Origin of the sequence: Streptomyces sp. NPDC001985 (assembly GCF_040296845.1) — a bacterium.
Lineage (GTDB): Bacteria > Actinomycetota > Actinomycetes > Streptomycetales > Streptomycetaceae > Streptomyces.
In genome coordinates this window covers 1-17677 of sequence record NZ_JBEOYB010000104.1, presented here as the reverse complement: position 1 = coordinate 17677, position 17677 = coordinate 1, and the positions used below count along the sequence as shown (strand labels likewise).

15 protein-coding genes are annotated in these 17677 nt (G+C 74.9%); 12 read left to right on the top strand and 3 right to left on the bottom strand.

Translation table 11 applies throughout. The features are described 5' to 3' along the window. Nucleotides 1–86: 86 nt before the first annotated feature. Entirely contained in the window at nucleotides 87–1541 is a 1455-nt protein-coding gene (locus ABT122_RS30710) for a serine hydrolase domain-containing protein (RefSeq protein ID WP_351558941.1), read from the bottom strand. 132 nt (nucleotides 1542–1673) lie between these two features. Between ABT122_RS30710 and ABT122_RS30705 the strand changes: the two genes are divergently transcribed. After that, on the top strand, nucleotides 1674–2399 hold the full coding sequence (locus tag ABT122_RS30705) for a TetR/AcrR family transcriptional regulator (RefSeq protein WP_351558939.1): 726 nt from the start codon (nucleotides 1674–1676) through the stop codon (nucleotides 2397–2399). A 184-nt stretch (nucleotides 2400–2583) separates the two neighbouring features. Here the strand turns inward: ABT122_RS30705 and ABT122_RS30700 are convergent, their stop codons facing one another. After that, a complete protein-coding gene (locus ABT122_RS30700) occupies nucleotides 2584–3537 on the bottom strand; it encodes an NAD-dependent epimerase/dehydratase family protein (protein ID WP_351558938.1) in 954 nt (317 codons plus the stop codon). 72 nt (nucleotides 3538–3609) lie between these two features. On the opposite strand from ABT122_RS30700, the gene ABT122_RS30695 reads away from it, so the two are divergent. Further along, a complete protein-coding gene (locus tag ABT122_RS30695; protein WP_351558936.1) occupies nucleotides 3610–4509 on the top strand; it encodes a LysR family transcriptional regulator in 900 nt (299 codons plus the stop codon). 58 nt (nucleotides 4510–4567) lie between these two features. Here the strand turns inward: ABT122_RS30695 and ABT122_RS30690 are convergent, their stop codons facing one another. Further along, entirely contained in the window at nucleotides 4568–6031 is a 1464-nt protein-coding gene (locus ABT122_RS30690) for an FAD-dependent monooxygenase (RefSeq protein WP_351558934.1), read from the bottom strand. Between the two features lie 53 nt (nucleotides 6032–6084). On the opposite strand from ABT122_RS30690, the gene ABT122_RS30685 reads away from it, so the two are divergent. The 10 genes from ABT122_RS30685 to ABT122_RS30640 all read left to right on the top strand — a co-directional run bounded on the left by ABT122_RS30685 (nucleotide 6085) and on the right by ABT122_RS30640 (nucleotide 17576). Next, nucleotides 6085–6708, top strand: a complete 624-nt coding sequence (locus ABT122_RS30685; RefSeq protein ID WP_351558932.1) for a TetR/AcrR family transcriptional regulator C-terminal domain-containing protein — start codon at nucleotides 6085–6087, stop codon at nucleotides 6706–6708. 155 nt (nucleotides 6709–6863) lie between these two features. Continuing rightward, nucleotides 6864–7832 (top strand): helix-turn-helix domain-containing protein, encoded by a 969-nt coding sequence (locus ABT122_RS30680; RefSeq protein WP_351558930.1) that lies wholly within the window; start codon nucleotides 6864–6866, stop codon nucleotides 7830–7832. Nucleotides 7833–7980: 148 nt separating this feature from the next. Beyond that, nucleotides 7981–9087 (top strand): iron-siderophore ABC transporter substrate-binding protein, encoded by a 1107-nt coding sequence (locus ABT122_RS30675; RefSeq protein WP_351558929.1) that lies wholly within the window; start codon nucleotides 7981–7983, stop codon nucleotides 9085–9087. Nucleotides 9088–9137: 50 nt separating this feature from the next. Then, nucleotides 9138–10220, top strand: a complete 1083-nt coding sequence (locus ABT122_RS30670) for a FecCD family ABC transporter permease (protein WP_351558927.1) — start codon at nucleotides 9138–9140, stop codon at nucleotides 10218–10220. Next, entirely contained in the window at nucleotides 10217–11353 is a 1137-nt protein-coding gene (locus ABT122_RS30665; protein ID WP_351558925.1) for a FecCD family ABC transporter permease, read from the top strand. The genes ABT122_RS30670 and ABT122_RS30665 overlap by 4 nt, the downstream gene beginning before the upstream one ends. A gap of 32 nt (nucleotides 11354–11385) precedes the next feature. Further along, nucleotides 11386–12246, top strand: coding sequence for an ABC transporter ATP-binding protein (locus ABT122_RS30660; protein WP_351558923.1), 861 nt, complete (start codon nucleotides 11386–11388; stop codon nucleotides 12244–12246). Then, nucleotides 12243–13949: an ABC transporter transmembrane domain-containing protein gene (locus ABT122_RS30655; RefSeq protein WP_351558921.1), complete on the top strand. Its 1707-nt coding sequence runs from the start codon at nucleotides 12243–12245 to the stop codon at nucleotides 13947–13949. The genes ABT122_RS30660 and ABT122_RS30655 overlap by 4 nt, the downstream gene beginning before the upstream one ends. Further along, nucleotides 13946–15859, top strand: a complete 1914-nt coding sequence (locus tag ABT122_RS30650; protein WP_351558919.1) for an ABC transporter ATP-binding protein — start codon at nucleotides 13946–13948, stop codon at nucleotides 15857–15859. Before ABT122_RS30655 ends, ABT122_RS30650 begins: the two co-directional genes overlap by 4 nt. A 3-nt stretch (nucleotides 15860–15862) precedes the next feature. Further along, a complete protein-coding gene (locus ABT122_RS30645) occupies nucleotides 15863–16753 on the top strand; it encodes a siderophore-interacting protein (RefSeq protein ID WP_351558917.1) in 891 nt (296 codons plus the stop codon). A gap of 328 nt (nucleotides 16754–17081) precedes the next feature. Continuing rightward, nucleotides 17082–17576 (top strand): DUF4430 domain-containing protein, encoded by a 495-nt coding sequence (locus ABT122_RS30640; RefSeq protein ID WP_351558916.1) that lies wholly within the window; start codon nucleotides 17082–17084, stop codon nucleotides 17574–17576. Nucleotides 17577–17677: the final 101 nt, after the last annotated feature.

The window sequence follows — 17677 nt, the reverse complement described above, 5'->3', positions numbered from 1 at the left end:
GGGCACGCGAGCCCGGGCGGTGCCGGGGCTCGCGAGCCCGGGCGGTGCCGGGGCTCGCCAGCCCGGCACGATCCGGGAGAGACGGCCTACGCGACCTTGGGGCCGCAGCGCATGCCGATGTAGACACAGCCCGTGCCGTCGGGCAGCGTGGAGAAGACCACGGGCATGTAGTCCTCGCTGAACGCCGCGCCCACCCCCGTACCGGCGAACACCGTCCCGGTCACCGGCAGCAGATCGATCTCCAGGGGTTCGGAGAAGTCCTTCATGCCGTCGACGAACGCGTAGCGCGCGTGCCCCGCGCCGTCCCGCTCGGTGACGGTGATGACCACACCCTCGCGCCGGTACGTGCCGACCAGCGGCGCGAAGTCGACGGCGGGCGGCCGGGCCGGCGGGGCGAAGGGCTCCGGCATGGTCACCCCGGCGAGTTCGGCGAGGAGTTCGCGGAAGAGCGCCGCGTACACCTCCCGCGCTCCGCCGCCGTTGGTGAGCAGCGCGACCGCGACGCCCGCCGACGGCACCACGCGCAGATAGCCGTACTGTCCGATCGAGGCGCCGTCGTGTCCGTACCCCTGGACGCCGTTCCAGTCGTAGAGGGTCCAGCCCAGGCCCCAGCCGTCGGAGCTGACCGTCCACTTGTCGGGGCAGTCCACCACCCGGCGCTGCATCAGCGCGACCGTCTCCCGGGACAGCACACGGGTGCCGTCCTCGGCCACGCCGCCGGCCAGATGCATCCGCGCGAGCCGGGCGAGGTCCCCGGCGGTGGCGATGACCCTGCCGTAGGGTCCGGCCGAGCGCGGCATCAGGTCCCACCGCGGCGCCGGGTCCGGGTCCTGGCCCGGGGCCCCGAGGTGGCCCATCGCGGCGCGGAACCGCAGCGCCTCCTCGGGCAGCGTCATGGTGTGGGTGAGACCGAGCGGGGTGAGGAGCAGTTCCCGCAGCGCCTGGTCCCAGACCCTGCCGGTCACCACCTCGACGATCCGGCCGAGCACGTTGTAGCCGACGCTGCTGTAGGAGATGGCGGTGCCGGGCGGGCAGTCGAGCGCCACGCCCCGCGCGGCCTCCACATAGCGGGCGAGGCAGTCGTCACCGCGTCCGCTGTCATGGGTGAAGTCGCAGGTGAGTCCGCCGGTGTGGCTGAGCAGCCGGCGTATGGTGATCTCCCTGTTCGCCTCGGGGTCCGCGACCGAGAACTCCGGCAGCACCTCCACGACCGGGGCGTCCAGGTCCAGTTCACCCGCTTCGGCGAGCCGCATGATCAGGGTCGCCGTGTAGACCTTGGCGATCGAGCCCATCTGGAAGACCGAGTCGGTGGTCGCCTCCACGCCCGTGCCGCGGTGCAGCACCCCGCGGGCCACTTCGTGGACGGTCCCGTCCACGAGGAGCGCGAGCGACGCTCCCGGGACGTGGTGCTCGGCGCAGAGCGCGTCGAGACGGGCCTGCCAGTGGGCGAGATCCGGCTGACGGCCCGCGGATTCCCGGGCCCCCCGCGCACCCCCGGCGGTCCGGCCGTCCTGTCCGTCCCGGCTCACGTTCTTCGGCATGTCCGCTCCCCTTCGATGCGTACGACGCTCTCTCGATGCGCACACTGTACGCACGGCAGAACGCTGTACGCAAGATGCGTACGTCGTCCGCTACGATGGGGAGGTCAGAGAACGAGCGGGAGCGAGGGGCGTATGCCGGCCGACGGGAAACCCAGTGAATCGGTGTGGACGCGTCCGCGCCGTCCGCAGCGGGAGCAGCTGACCCGCGAACACATCGTGGCCGCCGCGATCGAACTGCTGGATCTGGAGGGCATCGAGGCGCTCACCATGCGCGGACTCGGCGGCCGGCTGAACACCGCGGCCACCTCCCTCTACCGGCATGTGGCCAACCGGGACGAGCTGATCCAGCTGGCCGTGGACGAGGTCTACGGCGAGCTGGACCCGCCGGCCGCCACCGACCGCGCCCGGTGGCGGGAGTCCGTCACCCGGATCGCCGCCGAGCTGCGGGCGATGACCCTGCGCCACCCCTGGATGGCCCCCGAACTCGGCCAGGTCGGCCTGATCCACATCGGCCCGAACGCGCTGCGGATGTCCTCGGGGATGCTCGCCCACTTCGAGGCCGCCGGGTTCCCGCCCCAGGAGAGGGACCAGGCCGTGGGGACGCTCACGGCGTACGTCATCGGGATCGCGACCTCCGAGGCCGCGTATCTCTCGCTGATCGCCCGCAGCGGCAGAACCGAGCGGGAGTGGGTGGAGGGGCTGCGGCCCGCCCTCGACGCGGCCTCGCGGCAGGACCCGGGGCTGCGGGAGGGCGCATCCGCCCGGCGGGACGCGGACCCCCGGCAGATCCGGGACGACGCCTTCTCCTACGGGCTCGACCGGGTGCTCGACGGACTGGAGGCCCGGCTCACCGGCTGAACCGGCCCCGGCGCGCGGGGTGCGGGGCGGCGACCCGTGGCCGCGCCGCGTGAGCGCGGGCCGTCCGCAGCACGGTCGCCACGGCGGCGGCCACCAGGGGGCCGCGCCGCGTGCGCGCGGGCCGTCCGGGCGGGCCCGGTCCCCCGGCGGGACCGCCCGGTGGACAAGGGCGCGGCCGGTGTGTTCAGTTCCCCGGCCGGCCGGGCGCCGCCGTGAGCCCGTCCAGGGCCTCGGCCACCGCGCCCGGCAGCCAGTCGGTGGTGCGGGAGAGCGGGAAACCCAGTTCCCTCGCACGGGTGTTGCTCATGGCGTAGTGGCGGTCGAAGGAGTACGGCGACGCCTCCTCCCCGGGGGCGGCCGTGCGGTACCGGGGCCGGCGGCCGGTCTGCGCGGCGATCGCTGCGGTCAGGTCGTACACATCGAGCAGGCCGTCGGAGCAGGCGTTGACCGGGCCGGTGAAGTCGCCGGCCGCGGTGGCCCACAGCAGCAGATCCGCCAGCTCGCCGCAGTGGATGAAGACCGAGGGCTTCGGCTCCGCGTGCACGGTTATCTCCGTGCCCCGGGTGACGCGTTCGATGTAGTGCGCCAGCCGGCCGGTGAAGTCCCGGGCGCCGCCGCCGAGCACATGGGCGGCGCGCACGGAGGCGAACGCGAACCCCGCCTCCCGGGTGAGGACGGCCTCGGCCTGGCGCTTCCCCTCGGAGTAGTGCGCGTCGAGGTACTCCGCGTCGTGCCAGGGCAGATCCATCCGCACCGGCCAGTCCGCGGGGTCCACCCGGCTCTCCGGCAGCGGTGTGCCGTGCGGGACGGCGGGCAGTTCGGCGGTGGCGGGGTTGTAGACCTCGATCGTGGAGGTCATGACGTACCGGGGGGTACGGCCCCCGAAGACGCGGACCGCCGCGGCGGCCTGCACCGGGGAGTAGCAGAACTGGTCGATGACGGCGTCGAAGGTGCGGGAACCGAGGGCGGCGGCGAGGGCGGACTCGTCGTCGCGGTCGGCCACGAGGTGCTCGACACCGGGGGGCGCGGGGAAGGAGCCCCGGTTGACCAGAGTGACCCGGTGCCCGGCGGCCAGCAGGCGCTGGACCAGGAGTACACCGATGTAGCGGCTTCCGCCGATGACGCAGATTCTTTGCATGCGGACCATCCTGGGAGATCTACTGTCATCAGCGGAAGTGCCTCCTCACTGACGGCGCGTTAAGGAGAACTGTTGATCGATGTGCAGCGGCTCCGCGTCCTGCGCGCCGTGGCGGAGCACGGCAGCTTCAGCCGGGCCGCGGCGGCGCTCCGTCTCACCCCCTCGGCCGTCTCCCAGCACGTGGCCGCGCTGGAGCGCGGTCTCGGCGCCCAGGTCGTGGCCCGCAGCACCCGGGGGGTCACCCTCACCCGGGCCGGCCGGATCATGGTCGGCGCGGCGGAGTCGGTCGCCGCGGAGCTGGAGGACGCGAAGCGGCAGGTGGACCGGCTCGGAACGGGCCGCACCCGGCTCACGGTCGCCACGTTCACCAGCGGCGGCAGACTGCTGCTCCCCGGCGCCCTCGCCCGGCTGACCGCCGCCCACCCCGACACGGTGCTCCATGTGCGGGAGGCCGAGCCGGAGGAGAGCCTGCCGCTGGTCCGCCGGGGCGCCGTCGACCTCGCGCTCGCCTACCACTTCGACGGTCCGCTGCCCGGCCTCCACTCCACCGTGGAGTGGACCGCGCTCCTGGACGACCCAGTGCGGGTCGTCCTGCCCTCGGGACACCCGCTGGCGGGCCGGGCCGCGCTGGGCATCACCGAACTGGCGGCCGAGCCCTGGGTGCTCGGCTGCCTCAGGACGGAGGCGTATCTGCGGCGCTACGCCGAGCGGGCCGGGTTCGACCCGGAGATACGCGGCACCACGACGGACTACTTCTTCGCGCGCTCGCTGGTCGCCGCGGGCATGGGCATCTCCCTGATCCCCTCCATCGCGCTGGTCCCGCGCGCGCCGGGGGTGTGCACCGTGCCGATCCAGGAGCCGGGCCCGGTACGGCACATCGGGGTGGCGGCGATCGGCCGCCGCCGGGACCGGCCCCATCTCGCGACGCTGGTCCGGGCCCTGCGGGAGCAGGCCGCGGCGCACCCGGTGTGACCGCGCCGGGCAGGGCCGGCCGGCACGGGAACGGGCCCGGGGACCGTCCGGACCCGTCTCAGCGCACCGGCAGCCGGTCCGCGGCGGCGGCCAGGGCGGTGTCGTCGCCGTCGGTGTCCGCCCAGGCGACATGTCCGTCGGGGCGGATGAGGGCGGCGCGCACACCGGCCCAGCCGGCCGGGGGCCGGTCGAGGGTCGCCGCGCGCACGGTGAGGCCCGGGCGGGCGCGGTCCGTGAGGGCGCCGGTGCCGGTCAGGTCGAGCAGGAGGTGGCCGGCCGGGCGCAGTTGGGCGAAGAGGCCGTCGCCGGAGCCGGTGAAGGCCAGATCGGGGGCGCGGGTGCCGGTGAGCGGATGGGCGGCCGGGTCCGGGGCCGGGTAGGTGACGCCGAGCCCGGTGAGGCGTTCGGCCAGGGCGTCGTTGAGGGCCGGCTGGGTGGCGATCAACTCGCTTAGCAGGGAGCGCAGGGCGATGCCCTCGGGGGTGAATCCGGCCGTGAGGGCGGTCTGGGCGCGGCTGTGCGCGATCAGTTGGGCGCCGATGGGCCGGCGTTCGGCGTGGTAGGTGTCGAGCAGGCCGTCGGGGGCCCGGCCGCGCACGGTGGCGGCGAGCTTCCAGCCGAGGTTGTGCGCGTCCTGGATGCCGACGTTCATCCCGACGCCTCCGGTCGGGAAGTGCTGGTGGGCGGCGTCCCCGGCGAGCAGGGCCCGGCCCTCGCGGTACCGGTCGGCGAGCCGGGTGGCGTTGCCGAAGCGGGAGAGCCAGAGCGGGTCGCGCATCCCGAAGTCCTCGCCCGCGATGGCGCGGGTCCTGGACCGCAGCTCCTCCAGGGTGAGCTCGCCGGGCCACCGGGTGGTCAGACCGTCCGGGCTGACGCCGACGACCCGGTGCCGCCCGGGGGAGAGCGGCGCGACGATCACCCCTCCGCTGAGCCCGAAGGTGCTGAAGCCCGGCCGGGGCGGGGAGTCGAGGGTGACATCGCCGAGCCAGCCGAGGACGGTGGAGGGGGTGCCGGGGAAGTCGATGCCAGCGGCGGCGCGCACCGCGCTGCGGGTGCCGTCGCAGCCCACGATGTACGCCGCCGGGAGGTCGTACGGCCCGTCCGTCCCCTCGATGCGCGCGGTCACGGAGCCGGTGTGCCCGGTGAACCCCGTGACGCGGTGGCCGCGCACGATCCGCGCGCCGAGCGCGAGCGCGCGCTCCTCCAGGAGCTGTTCGGTACGGGCCTGGGGCAGGGCGAGGGTGTACGGGTACGGGGTGTCCAGCGCGCGGAAGTCGAGCCGCTGGTCGAGCAGGCCGAAGTGACCGCCCGGGATGGGCAGGCCCTCGTCGAGGAAGGGCCGGTGGGCGGCGCGGGAGGCGAGGATCTCCAGGGTGCGGGGGTGGATGGTGAGGGCCTTGGAGCGCTGGTCGATGCCGGTGCGCTCCTCCACGACGGTGACGGGGACTCCCCCCAGCCGCAGTTCGGCGGCGAGCCAGAGCCCGACCGGCCCCCCTCCGGCGATGACGATCCGCTGATCCATGAAAACCCCTCCTAGGTCAGTGACCAATACCGTCCGCGCAGTAAACTAGGTCAATGACCAATGCGCAAGCGTCCGAGGCCCGAGGCCCGAGGCTCGACCCCGCCGCGGTGATCAGCGCCGCACTGGAGCTGCTGGACGAGAAGGGCCTGGACGCCCTCTCCACGCGGGCGGTGGCCGACCGGCTCGGCGTACGGATGAACACCGTTCTGTGGCATGTGAAGACCAAGGCCCGGATGCTGGAGCTGATGGCGGACGCCGTCATCGGCGAGGCCGGGCTCGACGGCCTCCCGGCGCCCTGGCAGGACCGCGTCCGCGTCCTGGCCCGCCGGTTCCGCCGCGCCCTGCTCGGCCGCCGCGACGGCGCGGCCCTGGTGGTCGGCACCCACACCGCCGAACCCCACACCCTGCGCTTCGCCGACGCCCTGGTGGGCGCGCTGCTGGACGGCGGCCTGAGCGAGCGCGACGCCGCCTGGACGACCTGGACGATCGTCTACTTCACCCTCGGCCTCACCCAGGAGGAACAGGCGGCGGCCCGGGAGCCCCTGGACGGCCGCCTCGCGCGGGAGGTGTCCGGGACCGCCCACCCCGCTCTCCACCGCGTCCTGGGGCATCTCGACGCGGAGTCGTTCGGCGAGCGCTTCGAGTTCGGCCTGTCGGCGATCCTCGCGCCGAGGTGACCCGGCGCCACGGCGCGCGAGGCGGGGCGGCCGGGGCGCGCGAGGCGGGCCCGCGAGGCGGCCGGGCGGGGCCCGCGAGGCGGGCGGGCAGGCGGCGGAACACACCATTCCGACCCGCCCGATGGGCCAGGCGGAGGTTAGGCTAACCTAACCGCATGTCGGTTGCCCATGTCTCCGGTCGTGACCACGTCCAGGCGGTCCCGCCGCGGTGGTCCGCGCCGGTGATCGGCGGGGCGGAGGTGCCCTCCCCCTATCTGCTGACCACCGCGGTCTTCGACGGCAGCGAGCCCATGGGGCCGCTGTTCACCGGGGCGCACACCCACACCGACGGGCTCCTGGTGTGGCCGCACGCCGGGTCCATGACGCTCCACACCCCGAGCGGAGTGCGGCGGCTGGTGCCCGGGCAGGGGCTGTGGGTGCCACCCGGCACCCCGCACGCCTCCACCGCGGACCCCAGCGGCGTCGGCTGCTACACCTATGTGGCGCGGTCGGCGAGCCCGGTGACCTGGACGTCGCCGAGGGCGGTGAAGGTGGGGCGGGCGCTCCAGGAGATGCTGCTCCACCTCGACGCGACCCCGATGCGCGACGACCTGCGACTGCGCACCCAGCGGGTCATCCTGGAGATGCTCCAGGACGACCCGCTCCCCGTCCTGGAGGTGCCCGTCCCGGCGGACTGGCGCATCCACGCCCTCGCGGAGGACGTCCTGCGCGACCCGTACAGCGACCGCTCGCTGGAGGAGTGGGCCGCGCGGCACGCGCTGAGCGTGCGGACGGTCACCCGGGTGTTCAGCCAGGACACCGGGATGTCGTTCACCCGCTGGCGCTCCCTGGTGCGGATGTCCGCCGCGATGGGCCTGCTCGCCCAGGGGCACCCGGTGAACCTGGTCGCGCACCGCTGCGGCTACTCCGCGACGAGCGCGTTCAGCGCCGCCTTCCGCAGGGTCACCGGAGCCAGCCCGACCGAGTATCTGCGCGAGCGCTCGGTACCCGCGCCGGCCGAGCCGGCCGCCGGACCGCCCGAGCCGCCCGTGCGCTCCACCGGTGACACCGCACGGCCGGACGCTGGCCGATTCGCGACGCACCCTGGCCGGGACACGACGCACCGGGGCCCCGGAGTTCATTAGCTTTGGCCGAAGTGAGGGTTACCTAACCTCCGGCACGGCAGGCCGCGAGCCCCGTGCCTCGACCGCGCGCGTGTCCCGCACCGCCGGGCCGGCTCTCACCCCCGAACGCCGTCACCCGCCCGCGCGCCGCGCAGAACCGAGGAGAACCATGTCCCTGCCCACGTCCGCCCCCGCCCCGGCGGCCCGCCCCGCCGGGCTCTGGACCCGCGTCGCGGGCCTCGCGGTGACCGCCGCCCTCGTCCTGACGGGCTGCGGCACCTCCGACCCGGGGTCCGACGGGGACGGCGGCGCGGCGGAGAAGGGGTCCTCGGCGGCGTTCCCGGTGAGCATCGAGCACGCCCACGGCACCACCAGGATCTCCGAGAAGCCCCGGCGCGTGGTCGCCGTGAGCTGGATGAACCAGGACGTCGTGGCGGCGCTCGGCACCGTCCCCGTCGGCGTCGACAAGCAGTGGGGCGGCGACAAGGACGGCCACACCCCCTGGTTCCGCACCCAGGTCGAGAAGCTCGGCGGCGAACTCCCCGAGACCCTGAACTACGGCGACTCCGGCGAGATCGACTTCGAGCAGATCCTCTCGCTCGACCCCGATCTGATCGTCGGTCTGTACTCCGGCATCTCCGATGTCGACTACAAGCGCCTCACCGAGATCGCGCCCACGATCCCCTACCGGAAGCGGCCCTTCGACGGGGGCAGCTGGCAGGACATGACCCGCACCATCGGCAAGGCCCTCGGCGAGACCGGGAAGGCGGAGGAGCTGGTCACCGAGACGGAGAGCGTGCTCGCCGGCGTGGTGAGGGAGAACCCCGGGTTCAAGGGCAGGACCTTCGCCTACGGCACCTCCCTCACCCCCGGCTCCACCGAGGCCGGACTGTACGTCGACTACGACCCGAGGGTCCGGCTGCTCACCGAGATGGGCTTCGAGAACACCCCCTCCATGAAGGTCATCACCGACGGGGTCAAGGGGACCAACTTCTACGGCGGCGTCAGCCTGGAGAAGCTCGACACCGTCAAGGCCGATGTCTTCGTCGGCTGGGCCTATGAGGCCAAGGAGGTTCCGTACACCCTCAACGACCCCCTCTTCCGGCGCTGGGAGCCCATCGAGAAGAAGCGGTACGCGTTCGTCCAGACCCCTGAGCTGGGCATGGCCGTCAGCGGGCCGACGGTGCTGTCGATCCCCTGGGCCATGGAGCGGTACGTACCGCTGCTCGCCGACGCGGTCGCCGGCAAGGGCAGGTCGGACGTCCCCGCCTCCTGAACCGCCCCGCACCCGGCCCGCACCCGCACCGCCACACCCGAGGATCACCCGTGACGACCGCATCACCCCCCGGTGAGACCATCTCCGCACGGCGTGACGCGCCAGGCCCGTACTCCGGTACGGGCCTGGTCCCGCGTCACCGGCACCGCCTCCTGGTGCTGCTCACCGCCCTCGCGCTGCTCCTCGCCATGAGCGTTCTCAGCCTGATGGTCGGCGCCCGCGCGATCGCCCCCGGCACCGTGTGGGACGCCCTGTTCCACTTCGACGGGTCCCTCGACGAACACGCGATGGTCCGCGAGCTGCGGCTGCCGCGCACGGTGATCGGACTGGTGGTGGGAGCCGCCCTCGGACTGTGCGGGGCGCTCATCCAGGCGTTCACCCGCAACCCGCTCGCCGACCCCGGTGTCCTCGGTGTCAACGCGGGCGCGGGGTTCGCCGTGACCTTCGCCGTCGGTGTGCTCGGGATCACCGACCCGGCCCGGTTCGTGTGGTTCGCGCTCGCCGGGGCCTTCGCGCTGACCGTGATCGTCTACACCCTCGGCTCGCTCGGTTCCGACCGCGCGACCCCGGTGAAACTCACTCTCGCCGGAGTGGCGCTCACGGCCGTGTTCAGCGGGCTGACCTCCGCCCTCACCCTCAAGAGCCTGGCCACGCTCGACATCATGCGCTTCTGGGGTGTCGGCTCCATCGGCGGGCGCGGACTCGACATCCTCCCCGTCGCCCTCCCCCTCATCGGTGCCGGAATCGTCCTCGGCCTCCTCAGCGCCCGCGCCCTCAACGCCCTCGCGCTCGGCGACGACAGCGCCCGCGCCCTGGGGGTGCGCCTCGGCACGACCCGGGCGTGTGTCGTCCTCGCCGTCACCCTGCTCGCCGGAACCGGGGTCGCCGTCGCCGGTCCCATCGCCTTCGTCGGGCTGATGGTGCCGCATGTGGTGCGCTGGTTCACCGGACCCGACCAGCGCTGGATTCTCCCGCTCACCCTCGTGGTCGCCCCCGCCTTCCTGCTGGCCGCCGACATCGTCGGCCGGGTGGTCCTGCCGTCCGGGGAGCTGCGGGTGGGCCTGGTCACCGCGCTGGTGGGCGCCCCCGTCCTGATCGCGCTCGTCCGGCGCCGGAATGTGAGCGGACTGTGAACACCCCCTCGACCCGGAGAGCCGGACCCGCCGTGCCCTCCACCGCCACCCCGGCCCCCGGGCAGGCCCCGGCCGCCGGGGAGCCCCCCGCGCGCGTCGACTTCGGGCGTCCCTTCTGGACCTTCCGGCGGCTGGGCACCGCACTGCGCGTGGACCGCCGCACGGTCCTGGTCTGTGCCGTGCTCGCCGCCGCCACCCTGGTCCTCGGTGTCCTGACCCTCGGCACCGGCTCCATCCCGCTGACCCCCGCCCAGGTCGTCACCGCGCTCGTGGACCCGGAGTCGGACCGCCGCGCCCGGCTCATCGTGGTGGACTGGCGGCTGCCGAGGCTGCTCCTCGCGCTGGTCTGCGGCGCCGCGCTGGCCATCAGCGGAGCGATCTTCCAGTCCCTGACCAGGAACCCGCTCGGCTCGCCGGACATCATCGGCTTCTCCTCCGGCTCGTACGCCGGGGCCAGCGCCGTGATGCTCTTCCTCGGCACCGCCAACCACCCGGCGATCGCCGCCGGCTCGCTGACCGGCGGGGCCGTCGCCGCCGTGGTGGTGTATCTGCTGGCCTACCGCCAGGGGCTGCACCCGTTCCGGCTCATCATCGTCGGAATCGCCGTCGGCGCCGGTCTCAGCTCGCTGACCTCGATGCTGCTGCTCTCCGTCAGCCCGCAGCAGGCGATGCTGGCGGCGACCTGGGCGGCGGGGTCGCTCAGCGGACTGGGGTTCGGGGAGCTGGGGCCCACCGCCGCCGTCTTCGCCGTCCTGCTGCTCTGCTCCGTCGCCGTCGTCCGGCCGCTGGTCCAGCTGGAGATGGGCGACGACGCGGCGGTGGCCCTCGGCGTGCGCTCGCGGCGCGCCCGGCTCGCGGGGACCGTCGTCGGGGTCGCGCTCACCGCGCTGGTGACCGCCGCCGTCGGCCCGATCGCGTTCATCGCGCTGGCCGCCCCGCAGATCGCCCAGCGGCTGACCAGGGGCTCCACCACGCTGCGCGTCCTGCCCGCCGCGCTCACCGGGGCGCTGGTGCTGACCGCCGCCGACTTCACCGCCCAGCGGCTCGATCTCCCGGTGGGGGTGGTGACCGTCTGCGTCGGCGGGGCCTATCTCGCCTGGCTGCTCGCCCGCCAGTACGCGACCCGCCGATGAACCCCGCCCCGCCGCCCTCCCGAGGACCCCTGATGCCGCCGAAGACCGACCGCCCCGGGCCGCACCGCCCCGCCCCCGTGAAGGCGCCGCCCGCGCCGCCCGCCAGGCTGGAGGTGCGGGACGCGACCTTCGGCTACGCCCGGCGGCCGGTCTCCGAACATCTGGACCTGGCGATACCGGAGGGCTCCTTCACCGCCGTCATCGGTCCCAACGCCTGCGGCAAGTCCACCCTGCTGCGCGCGGTCGCCCGGCTGCTGGCGCCCACCGCCGGGCAGGTCCTGCTGGACGGCCGGTCCATCGCCGACTACCGCTCCAGGGAGGTGGCGCGCCGCCTCGGGCTGCTGCCGCAGACCTCGCTCTCCCCCGACGGCATCGGCGTCGCCGAGCTGGTCGCCCGGGGCCGCTATCCGCACCAGAGGATGACCCGGCAGTGGACGGCCGACGACGAGCGCGCGGTGGCCGCCGCGATGGCGGCGACCTCCGTCACCGGACTCTCCGGACGGCTCGTCGACGAACTCTCCGGCGGGCAGCGCCAGCGCGTCTGGGTCGCCATGGTGCTCGCCCAGGAGACCCCGGTCCTGCTCCTCGACGAGCCGACGACCTTCCTCGACATCGCCCACCAGATCGAGCTGCTGGAGCTCTTCACGGATCTGCACCGCTCGGGCCGCACCCTCGTCGCGGTCCTGCACGACCTCAACCACGCCGCCCGGTACGCGACCCATCTCATCGCCATGCGGGACGGCCGGGTGGTCGCGGAGGGCCCGCCGGCCGAGGTCATGACGGCCGGTCTGGTCCAGGAGGTGTTCGAGCTGCCCTGCCGGGTGGTGCCCGACCCGGAGACCGGCACCCCGATGGTGGTCCCGCTGGCCCGCCGGCGGGAGACCGCCCCGTGAGCCGGGCACCGGCCGGAGCCGGACCCGGACAGCTCTTCAGGATCGCGCTGCTGCGCGGCGGACGCGGGCCGCGCCTCGGACTGACCACCCTCGCGTTCATGCTCCACCAGCTCTGCGAGGCGCTGGTGCCGATCCTCATCGGCGTCGTCATCGACCGGGCGCTGGAGCCCGGCGACCCGGCCGCCCTGCTCCGCTGGCTCGCGGTGCTCGGCGGGGTGTTCCTGGTCCTGTCGCTGTCGTACCAGCGGGCCTCGACGGCGATGGTCGGCGTCTACGGCTACGCGGAGCACGCGCTGCGCCGGCTCGCCATGGCCCGGCTGCTCGACCCCCACGGGCTGCGCCGGCGCCCCGGTCCCGGCGAGGCCCTGTCCCTGGTCACCTCCGACACCTACCGGGTCGCGGGGGTCTCCTGGAGCGTGGTCGAGCAGGCCGCCACGGTCACCGCGATCCTCACCGCCTCCGCAGCGCTGCTGCTCATCTCCGTCCCGCTCGCGCTCGGGGTGATCGTCAGCACGGTGCTGGTCCTGCTGCTGATGCGGCGGCTCGCGATGCCGCTGGAGGCCCGGGGCCTGGCCGAACAGGGCTCCGCCGCCCGTGCCGGGGAGGTCGCCACGGACATGATCGGCGGGCTGCGGGTGCTGGCCGGGATGCACGCCCAGGCGGAGGCCGCCGACCGCTACCGGGCCGCGAGCGACGCGTCCAAGCGGGGCGCGGTCGCCGCCGCGCGCGCCGTCCTCGGCTACTCGGCCCTCAGCCAGCTGCTCTCCGGGGTCTTCCTCGCCGGGCTGGCCACCGCGTCGGGCCTGCTGGCCCTGGACGGGCAGCTCACCATCGGGCAGCTCGTGACCGTGCTCGGCCTCGCCCAGTTCCTCCAGGGCGCTCTCGCGCACATCGGAACCTTCGCCTCCAACTGGGCGCACAAGCGGGCCTCCGCCCGGCGGATCGGTGATCTGCTGGCCGGACCCCGGCTGATCGAACCGCCGGCGCGGGGCGGCGCGTCCGTACCCGGCCCGCGCACCGGCGGCGCCCTCCCCCGCCCGCGTACCGTCTGGCACCCGCCCGGGCTCGCCGCACCCGTCGAGCTGGTGCCCGGCGCGCTGGTCGGAGTGGTGCCCCGGCACCCCGCGCACGCGCGCGGCCTCAGCGACCGGCTGGCCTGCCGGGTCCCGCCGGTCCGGGGCGAGCTGCTGATCGACGGGGTCGACGCGGCGGACCTCGGCCCCGAGGCGGTCCGCGCCCATATCGCGGCCCCGCCCCATCAGGGCACCCTCTTCTCCGGCACCCTGCGCGCCAATCTCACCCCGCCGGGCGGCACCCCCGACCCCCGGGTGATCCGGGCCGCGGCGCTGGACGACGTACTGGAGCACATCGGCGGCGAGGAGGCGGACATCGGCGAGCGGGGCCGCAGGCTCTCCGGCGGCCAGCGGCAGCGGCTGCTGCTCGCCCGGGCGCTGCACGCGGGGACCCCCGTGGTCGTTCTGGACGAGCCGACGACGGCGGTCGACCCGGTGACCGAGCGGCGGATCGCCCACGGACTGGGCGGACTCCCGGGCCCGGGCACCACCGTCGTCATCACATCGAGCCGCATTCTGCTCTCCGCCTGCGACCGGGTGATCGACCTCGGGGAGACGGCCGGCGCCGGCGGCGCGGACCCCGGCGCCGAAGGCCCCCGGGACCACGAACCGAACGGAGTCCTCCCGTGACCACGCCCGCCCCCGACCCCGCGACGGGCCGCCCCCGGCTCCCCGTCGCCACCCCGGGCCGTACCCGCCGCGAGGTGGTCCGCCGGCTGGCCCGCCGGCGCGGGCGGCTGACGGTGACCCTGCTCGCCCTGCTGGCGGGCACGGCCGTGTCGCTGACCGCCCCGCCGCTGCTCGGCGCGGTGGTCGACGCGGTCGTCGACCAGTCGGGGCGCGGCCGGGTGACCGCCCTCGGCGCGGCCCTCGCCGGCGTCTCGCTGACCGGTGCCGTGCTCACCCTCCTCGGCGGCCGGATGCTGGTCGGCCTGGTCCAGGACACCCTGGCCGGTCTCCGCGAGGAGGTCTTCGACGCGGCGGTACGGCTGCCCGCCGACACCCTGGAATCCACCGGCAGCTCCGACGCGGTCTCCCGGGTCACGGGCGATGTCGAGGCCGTCTCCGAGGCCGCGTCGGGGGTGCTGCCCGACATCACCGGCGCGGGCCTCACCATCGTCCTGACCGTGGCGGGCCTCGCCGTCCTCGACCCCCGGCTGGCCCTCGCGGGGCTGGTCTGCCTCCCGCTCCACTGGTACGCCACCCGCCGCTTCCTCGCCCGTTCGCACCGGGTGTACGGGGACATCCGGCGGCTGGAGTCCGCGCGCGGGCAGACCGTGATCGAGGCGGTGCGGGGCGCCGAGACCATCCGGGCGTACCGCACCCAGGGGACGCATCTGGCGGAGCTGGACGAGCGCGGCGAGCGGGCCATCGCGCGGCAGCGGGACGGGGTGCGGCTGCGCAACGGCTTCTTCGGTCTGCTGAACACCGCCGAGTTCCTGGGCCTGGCGGCCGTCCTGGCCACCGGGTACGCGCTGCTCGGCCGGGGTGCCATCACCCTGGGGACGGCCACGGCGGCGGCCCTCTACTTCCACCGGCTGTTCGGGCCGGTGGGGCTGCTGCTGACCAGTCTCGACGACATCCAGCGCGCGACGGTGGGCCTGGCCCGGCTGGTCGGGGTCACGGACCTCGCCCGGCCCGGGGGCGCGGACCCTCGGTCCGCGCCCCGGGCGCGGCCGGCCCCGGCGATCGCCGTCACCGGGGTCTCCCTCACCTATGGCGGCGCGGCCCGCGCGGCGCTGCGCGACATCACCCTCACCGTGCCCGGCGGCGCGACCGTCGCCCTGGTCGGCGCCAGCGGTTCGGGCAAGAGCACCCTGGCGCGGCTCGTCGCCGGGGTGGGGCGGCCGGACCGGGGGCGGATCACGGTCGGCGCGGAGCCGGAGGACGGGCCCCGGTATCTCGTCACCCAGGAGATCCATCTCTTCGGCGGCACGCTCGCCGACAACCTCCGGCTGGCCAGGCCGGGCGCCACCGACGCCGAACTGGTCGCGGCGCTGCGGGAGACGGGGGCCGACTGGGCGCTGGAGCCGGGCCGGGGGCTCGACGCGGTCATCGGCGGTCCGGACGGCGCGGCCCTGGACGACGGGGCGGTCCAGCATCTGGCGCTGGCCCGCGCGCTGCTGGCGGACCCTCCCGTCCTCGTCCTCGACGAGCCCACCGCGGAGTCGGGCCCCGAGAGCCGGGCGGCCCTCGGCGCCGCTCTCGAACGGGTCACCCGCGACCGGACGAGTGTGATCGTCGCCCACCGGCTGGAGCAGGCGCTCGGCTGCGACCTCGTCGTCCTCCTGAAGGACGGCCGGGTGGCCGAGCAGGGCACCCACCGGGCGCTGCTGGCCTCGGGGGGCGAGTACGCGGCACTGTGGCGGGCGTACACCGACCACACCGACCACACCAGCCACACCGACCACAGAGAACACACCAACCACACCGGCCGCGTCCGCCGCGCCGACGGCGCGCGGGCAGAGCCGGAACCCCACGCCGACCAGAACAGCGCGCCGGTGCCCGGCAGCGGCGCGGCAACCGACAAGGAGCACTGAACCATGGAGATCTACCGCGCCACCGTGGCCCGGGTCACGCCCCTCACCGCGACCATGGTCCGGGTGACCCTGACCGGCGGGGATCTGCCGGACTTCGTCTCCACGGGCGTCGGCGACGAGTACGTCCGGCTGTTCTTCCCGCACGGACCCGACCGGCTCGACCTCTCCCTGCCGGTCGCGGCGGACGGGAGCTGGGAGACCCCCGAGGGCCGCCCGACCGCCCCGATGCGGACCTACACCATCCGCGCGGTGCGGCCCGAACGCGCCGAGATCGATATCGACTTCGTCCTGCACGACCACGGGGTGGCGGCCACCTGGGCCGCGGCGGCCCGCCCCGGTGACCCGGTGGGTCTCAACTCCCCCACCGCGCTCTACGACCCGCCCGCCGACCTGGCCCGCCAGATCCTGATCGCGGACCAGACCGGGCTGCCCGCCGTCGCCCGGATTCTGGAGAACACCCCGGACTCCGTCGCCACCAGGGTGATCCTCGAAGTCCCGGACGAGGCGTCCGTACAGCCCCTCCCGACCCACCCGGGCACCAAGGTCACCTGGACCTACGGCGGCAACGGGCACTCCCCGAGCCGGCTCGCGGAGCTGGTCACCACGGCACTGCCCGAGGACAGCGATCTGACGGGGACCTACCTCTGGACGGCGGGCGAGACCACCGCCCTGCGCTCCGTGCGCAAGCACCTCCGCAAGACCCTGTCGCTGCCCTCCGGCCGTTTCAAGGTCGTCGGCTACTGGGTGCCGAACGCCGACTCGTGGACGGAGCGCTGGGAGGCCCTGCCCGCGACCGTGAAGGCGGAGCTGGAGGCCCTGTGGGAGGCGCCGGCGGAGGACCCGGAGGACGTCGCCATCGCGTACGAGGACCGGTTGAGCGGGCTGGGTCTCTGAGCGGCCGGTGCCGCCCCGCCCGGCCGGGGTCCTCCGGGGCCTCCGGGACGCTGCCCCGGCCGGCTGCCGCCCGCGCGGTCAACGAGGAGTGACGGCACCGCCGTTGGGCGGCGCGGCGCCGGACGCGTCCCATGGCGCGGCCGGCGCGGGGCGGCGTACCATGCGGCAGCCCTGGTCCTCATCAGGGCCGCGGTCGCGCGTGTGCACGGCCCGGGGAAGCCGGTGGGAGTCCGGCGCCGGACCACAGCCGCGAGGGGCTCCCGCACATCCCGAGCCGGGCCCCCGGTGTGCCGCGCGGACCGCCAGGACCACGCCAGGAAGGCAGTTCATGCGCCGCCCCACCCTGATTCGCCGTACCGCCGTCGCCGCCGCGGCCCTCGGTCTCGCCCTCACCACCGCTCCCGCCACCGCCACCGCCCACCACGCGCCCACCACGACCAACGCCCCGGTCAAGGTGCGGCTGACCGTCACCGGCCCCGACGGGGTGCTCTTCCAGGGGAGAGTCAGAACCAAGGGCCATGACGTCACCACCGCCACCGGTGGCACCCACGCGTGCGACGGCACCAACGGCGGAGCCCATCCGACGGCGGTTCCCACGCCCACCGCCGCCCTCGACGACGCGGCGCGCAAGCACCACTTCACCTGGGACGGCGCCTGGTACCCCTCGTTCGAGGACTTCTTCGTCGAGACGATCAAGGGCGTCAGCGGCGGCGGCAGTGCCTACTGGAGCATCGCGGTGAACGGCACCCCGACCCCGGTCGGGGGCTGCCAGTTCAAGATCCGGACCGGGGACCGGGTGTCGTTCACCTGGACCGGCTTCTGATCCGTCCGCCGATCCGGCGCCCCCGGCGGGGGGGGGGGGGGGGGCGCGGGCGGGGGCAACTGGAGCCGCCGGGCCCGCGGGGGGGCCGCACCGGGAGGCCC

Excerpts from the sequence above, each read along its gene's own strand:
- ABT122_RS30710 (WP_351558941.1), bottom strand. The coding sequence starts at position 1,541 with ATGCCGAAGAACGTGAGCCGGGACGGACAGGACGGCCGGACCGCCGGG.
- ABT122_RS30705 (WP_351558939.1), top strand. The coding sequence starts at position 1,674 with ATGCCGGCCGACGGGAAACCCAGTGAATCGGTGTGGACGCGTCCGCGC.
- ABT122_RS30700 (WP_351558938.1), bottom strand. The coding sequence starts at position 3,537 with ATGCAAAGAATCTGCGTCATCGGCGGAAGCCGCTACATCGGTGTACTC.
- ABT122_RS30690 (WP_351558934.1), bottom strand. The coding sequence starts at position 6,031 with ATGGATCAGCGGATCGTCATCGCCGGAGGGGGGCCGGTCGGGCTCTGG.
- ABT122_RS30685 (WP_351558932.1), top strand. The coding sequence starts at position 6,085 with ATGACCAATGCGCAAGCGTCCGAGGCCCGAGGCCCGAGGCTCGACCCC.
- ABT122_RS30680 (WP_351558930.1), top strand. The coding sequence starts at position 6,864 with ATGTCGGTTGCCCATGTCTCCGGTCGTGACCACGTCCAGGCGGTCCCG.
- ABT122_RS30675 (WP_351558929.1), top strand. The coding sequence starts at position 7,981 with ATGTCCCTGCCCACGTCCGCCCCCGCCCCGGCGGCCCGCCCCGCCGGG.
- ABT122_RS30660 (WP_351558923.1), top strand. The coding sequence starts at position 11,386 with ATGCCGCCGAAGACCGACCGCCCCGGGCCGCACCGCCCCGCCCCCGTG.
- ABT122_RS30645 (WP_351558917.1), top strand. The coding sequence starts at position 15,863 with ATGGAGATCTACCGCGCCACCGTGGCCCGGGTCACGCCCCTCACCGCG.
- ABT122_RS30640 (WP_351558916.1), top strand. The coding sequence starts at position 17,082 with ATGCGCCGCCCCACCCTGATTCGCCGTACCGCCGTCGCCGCCGCGGCC.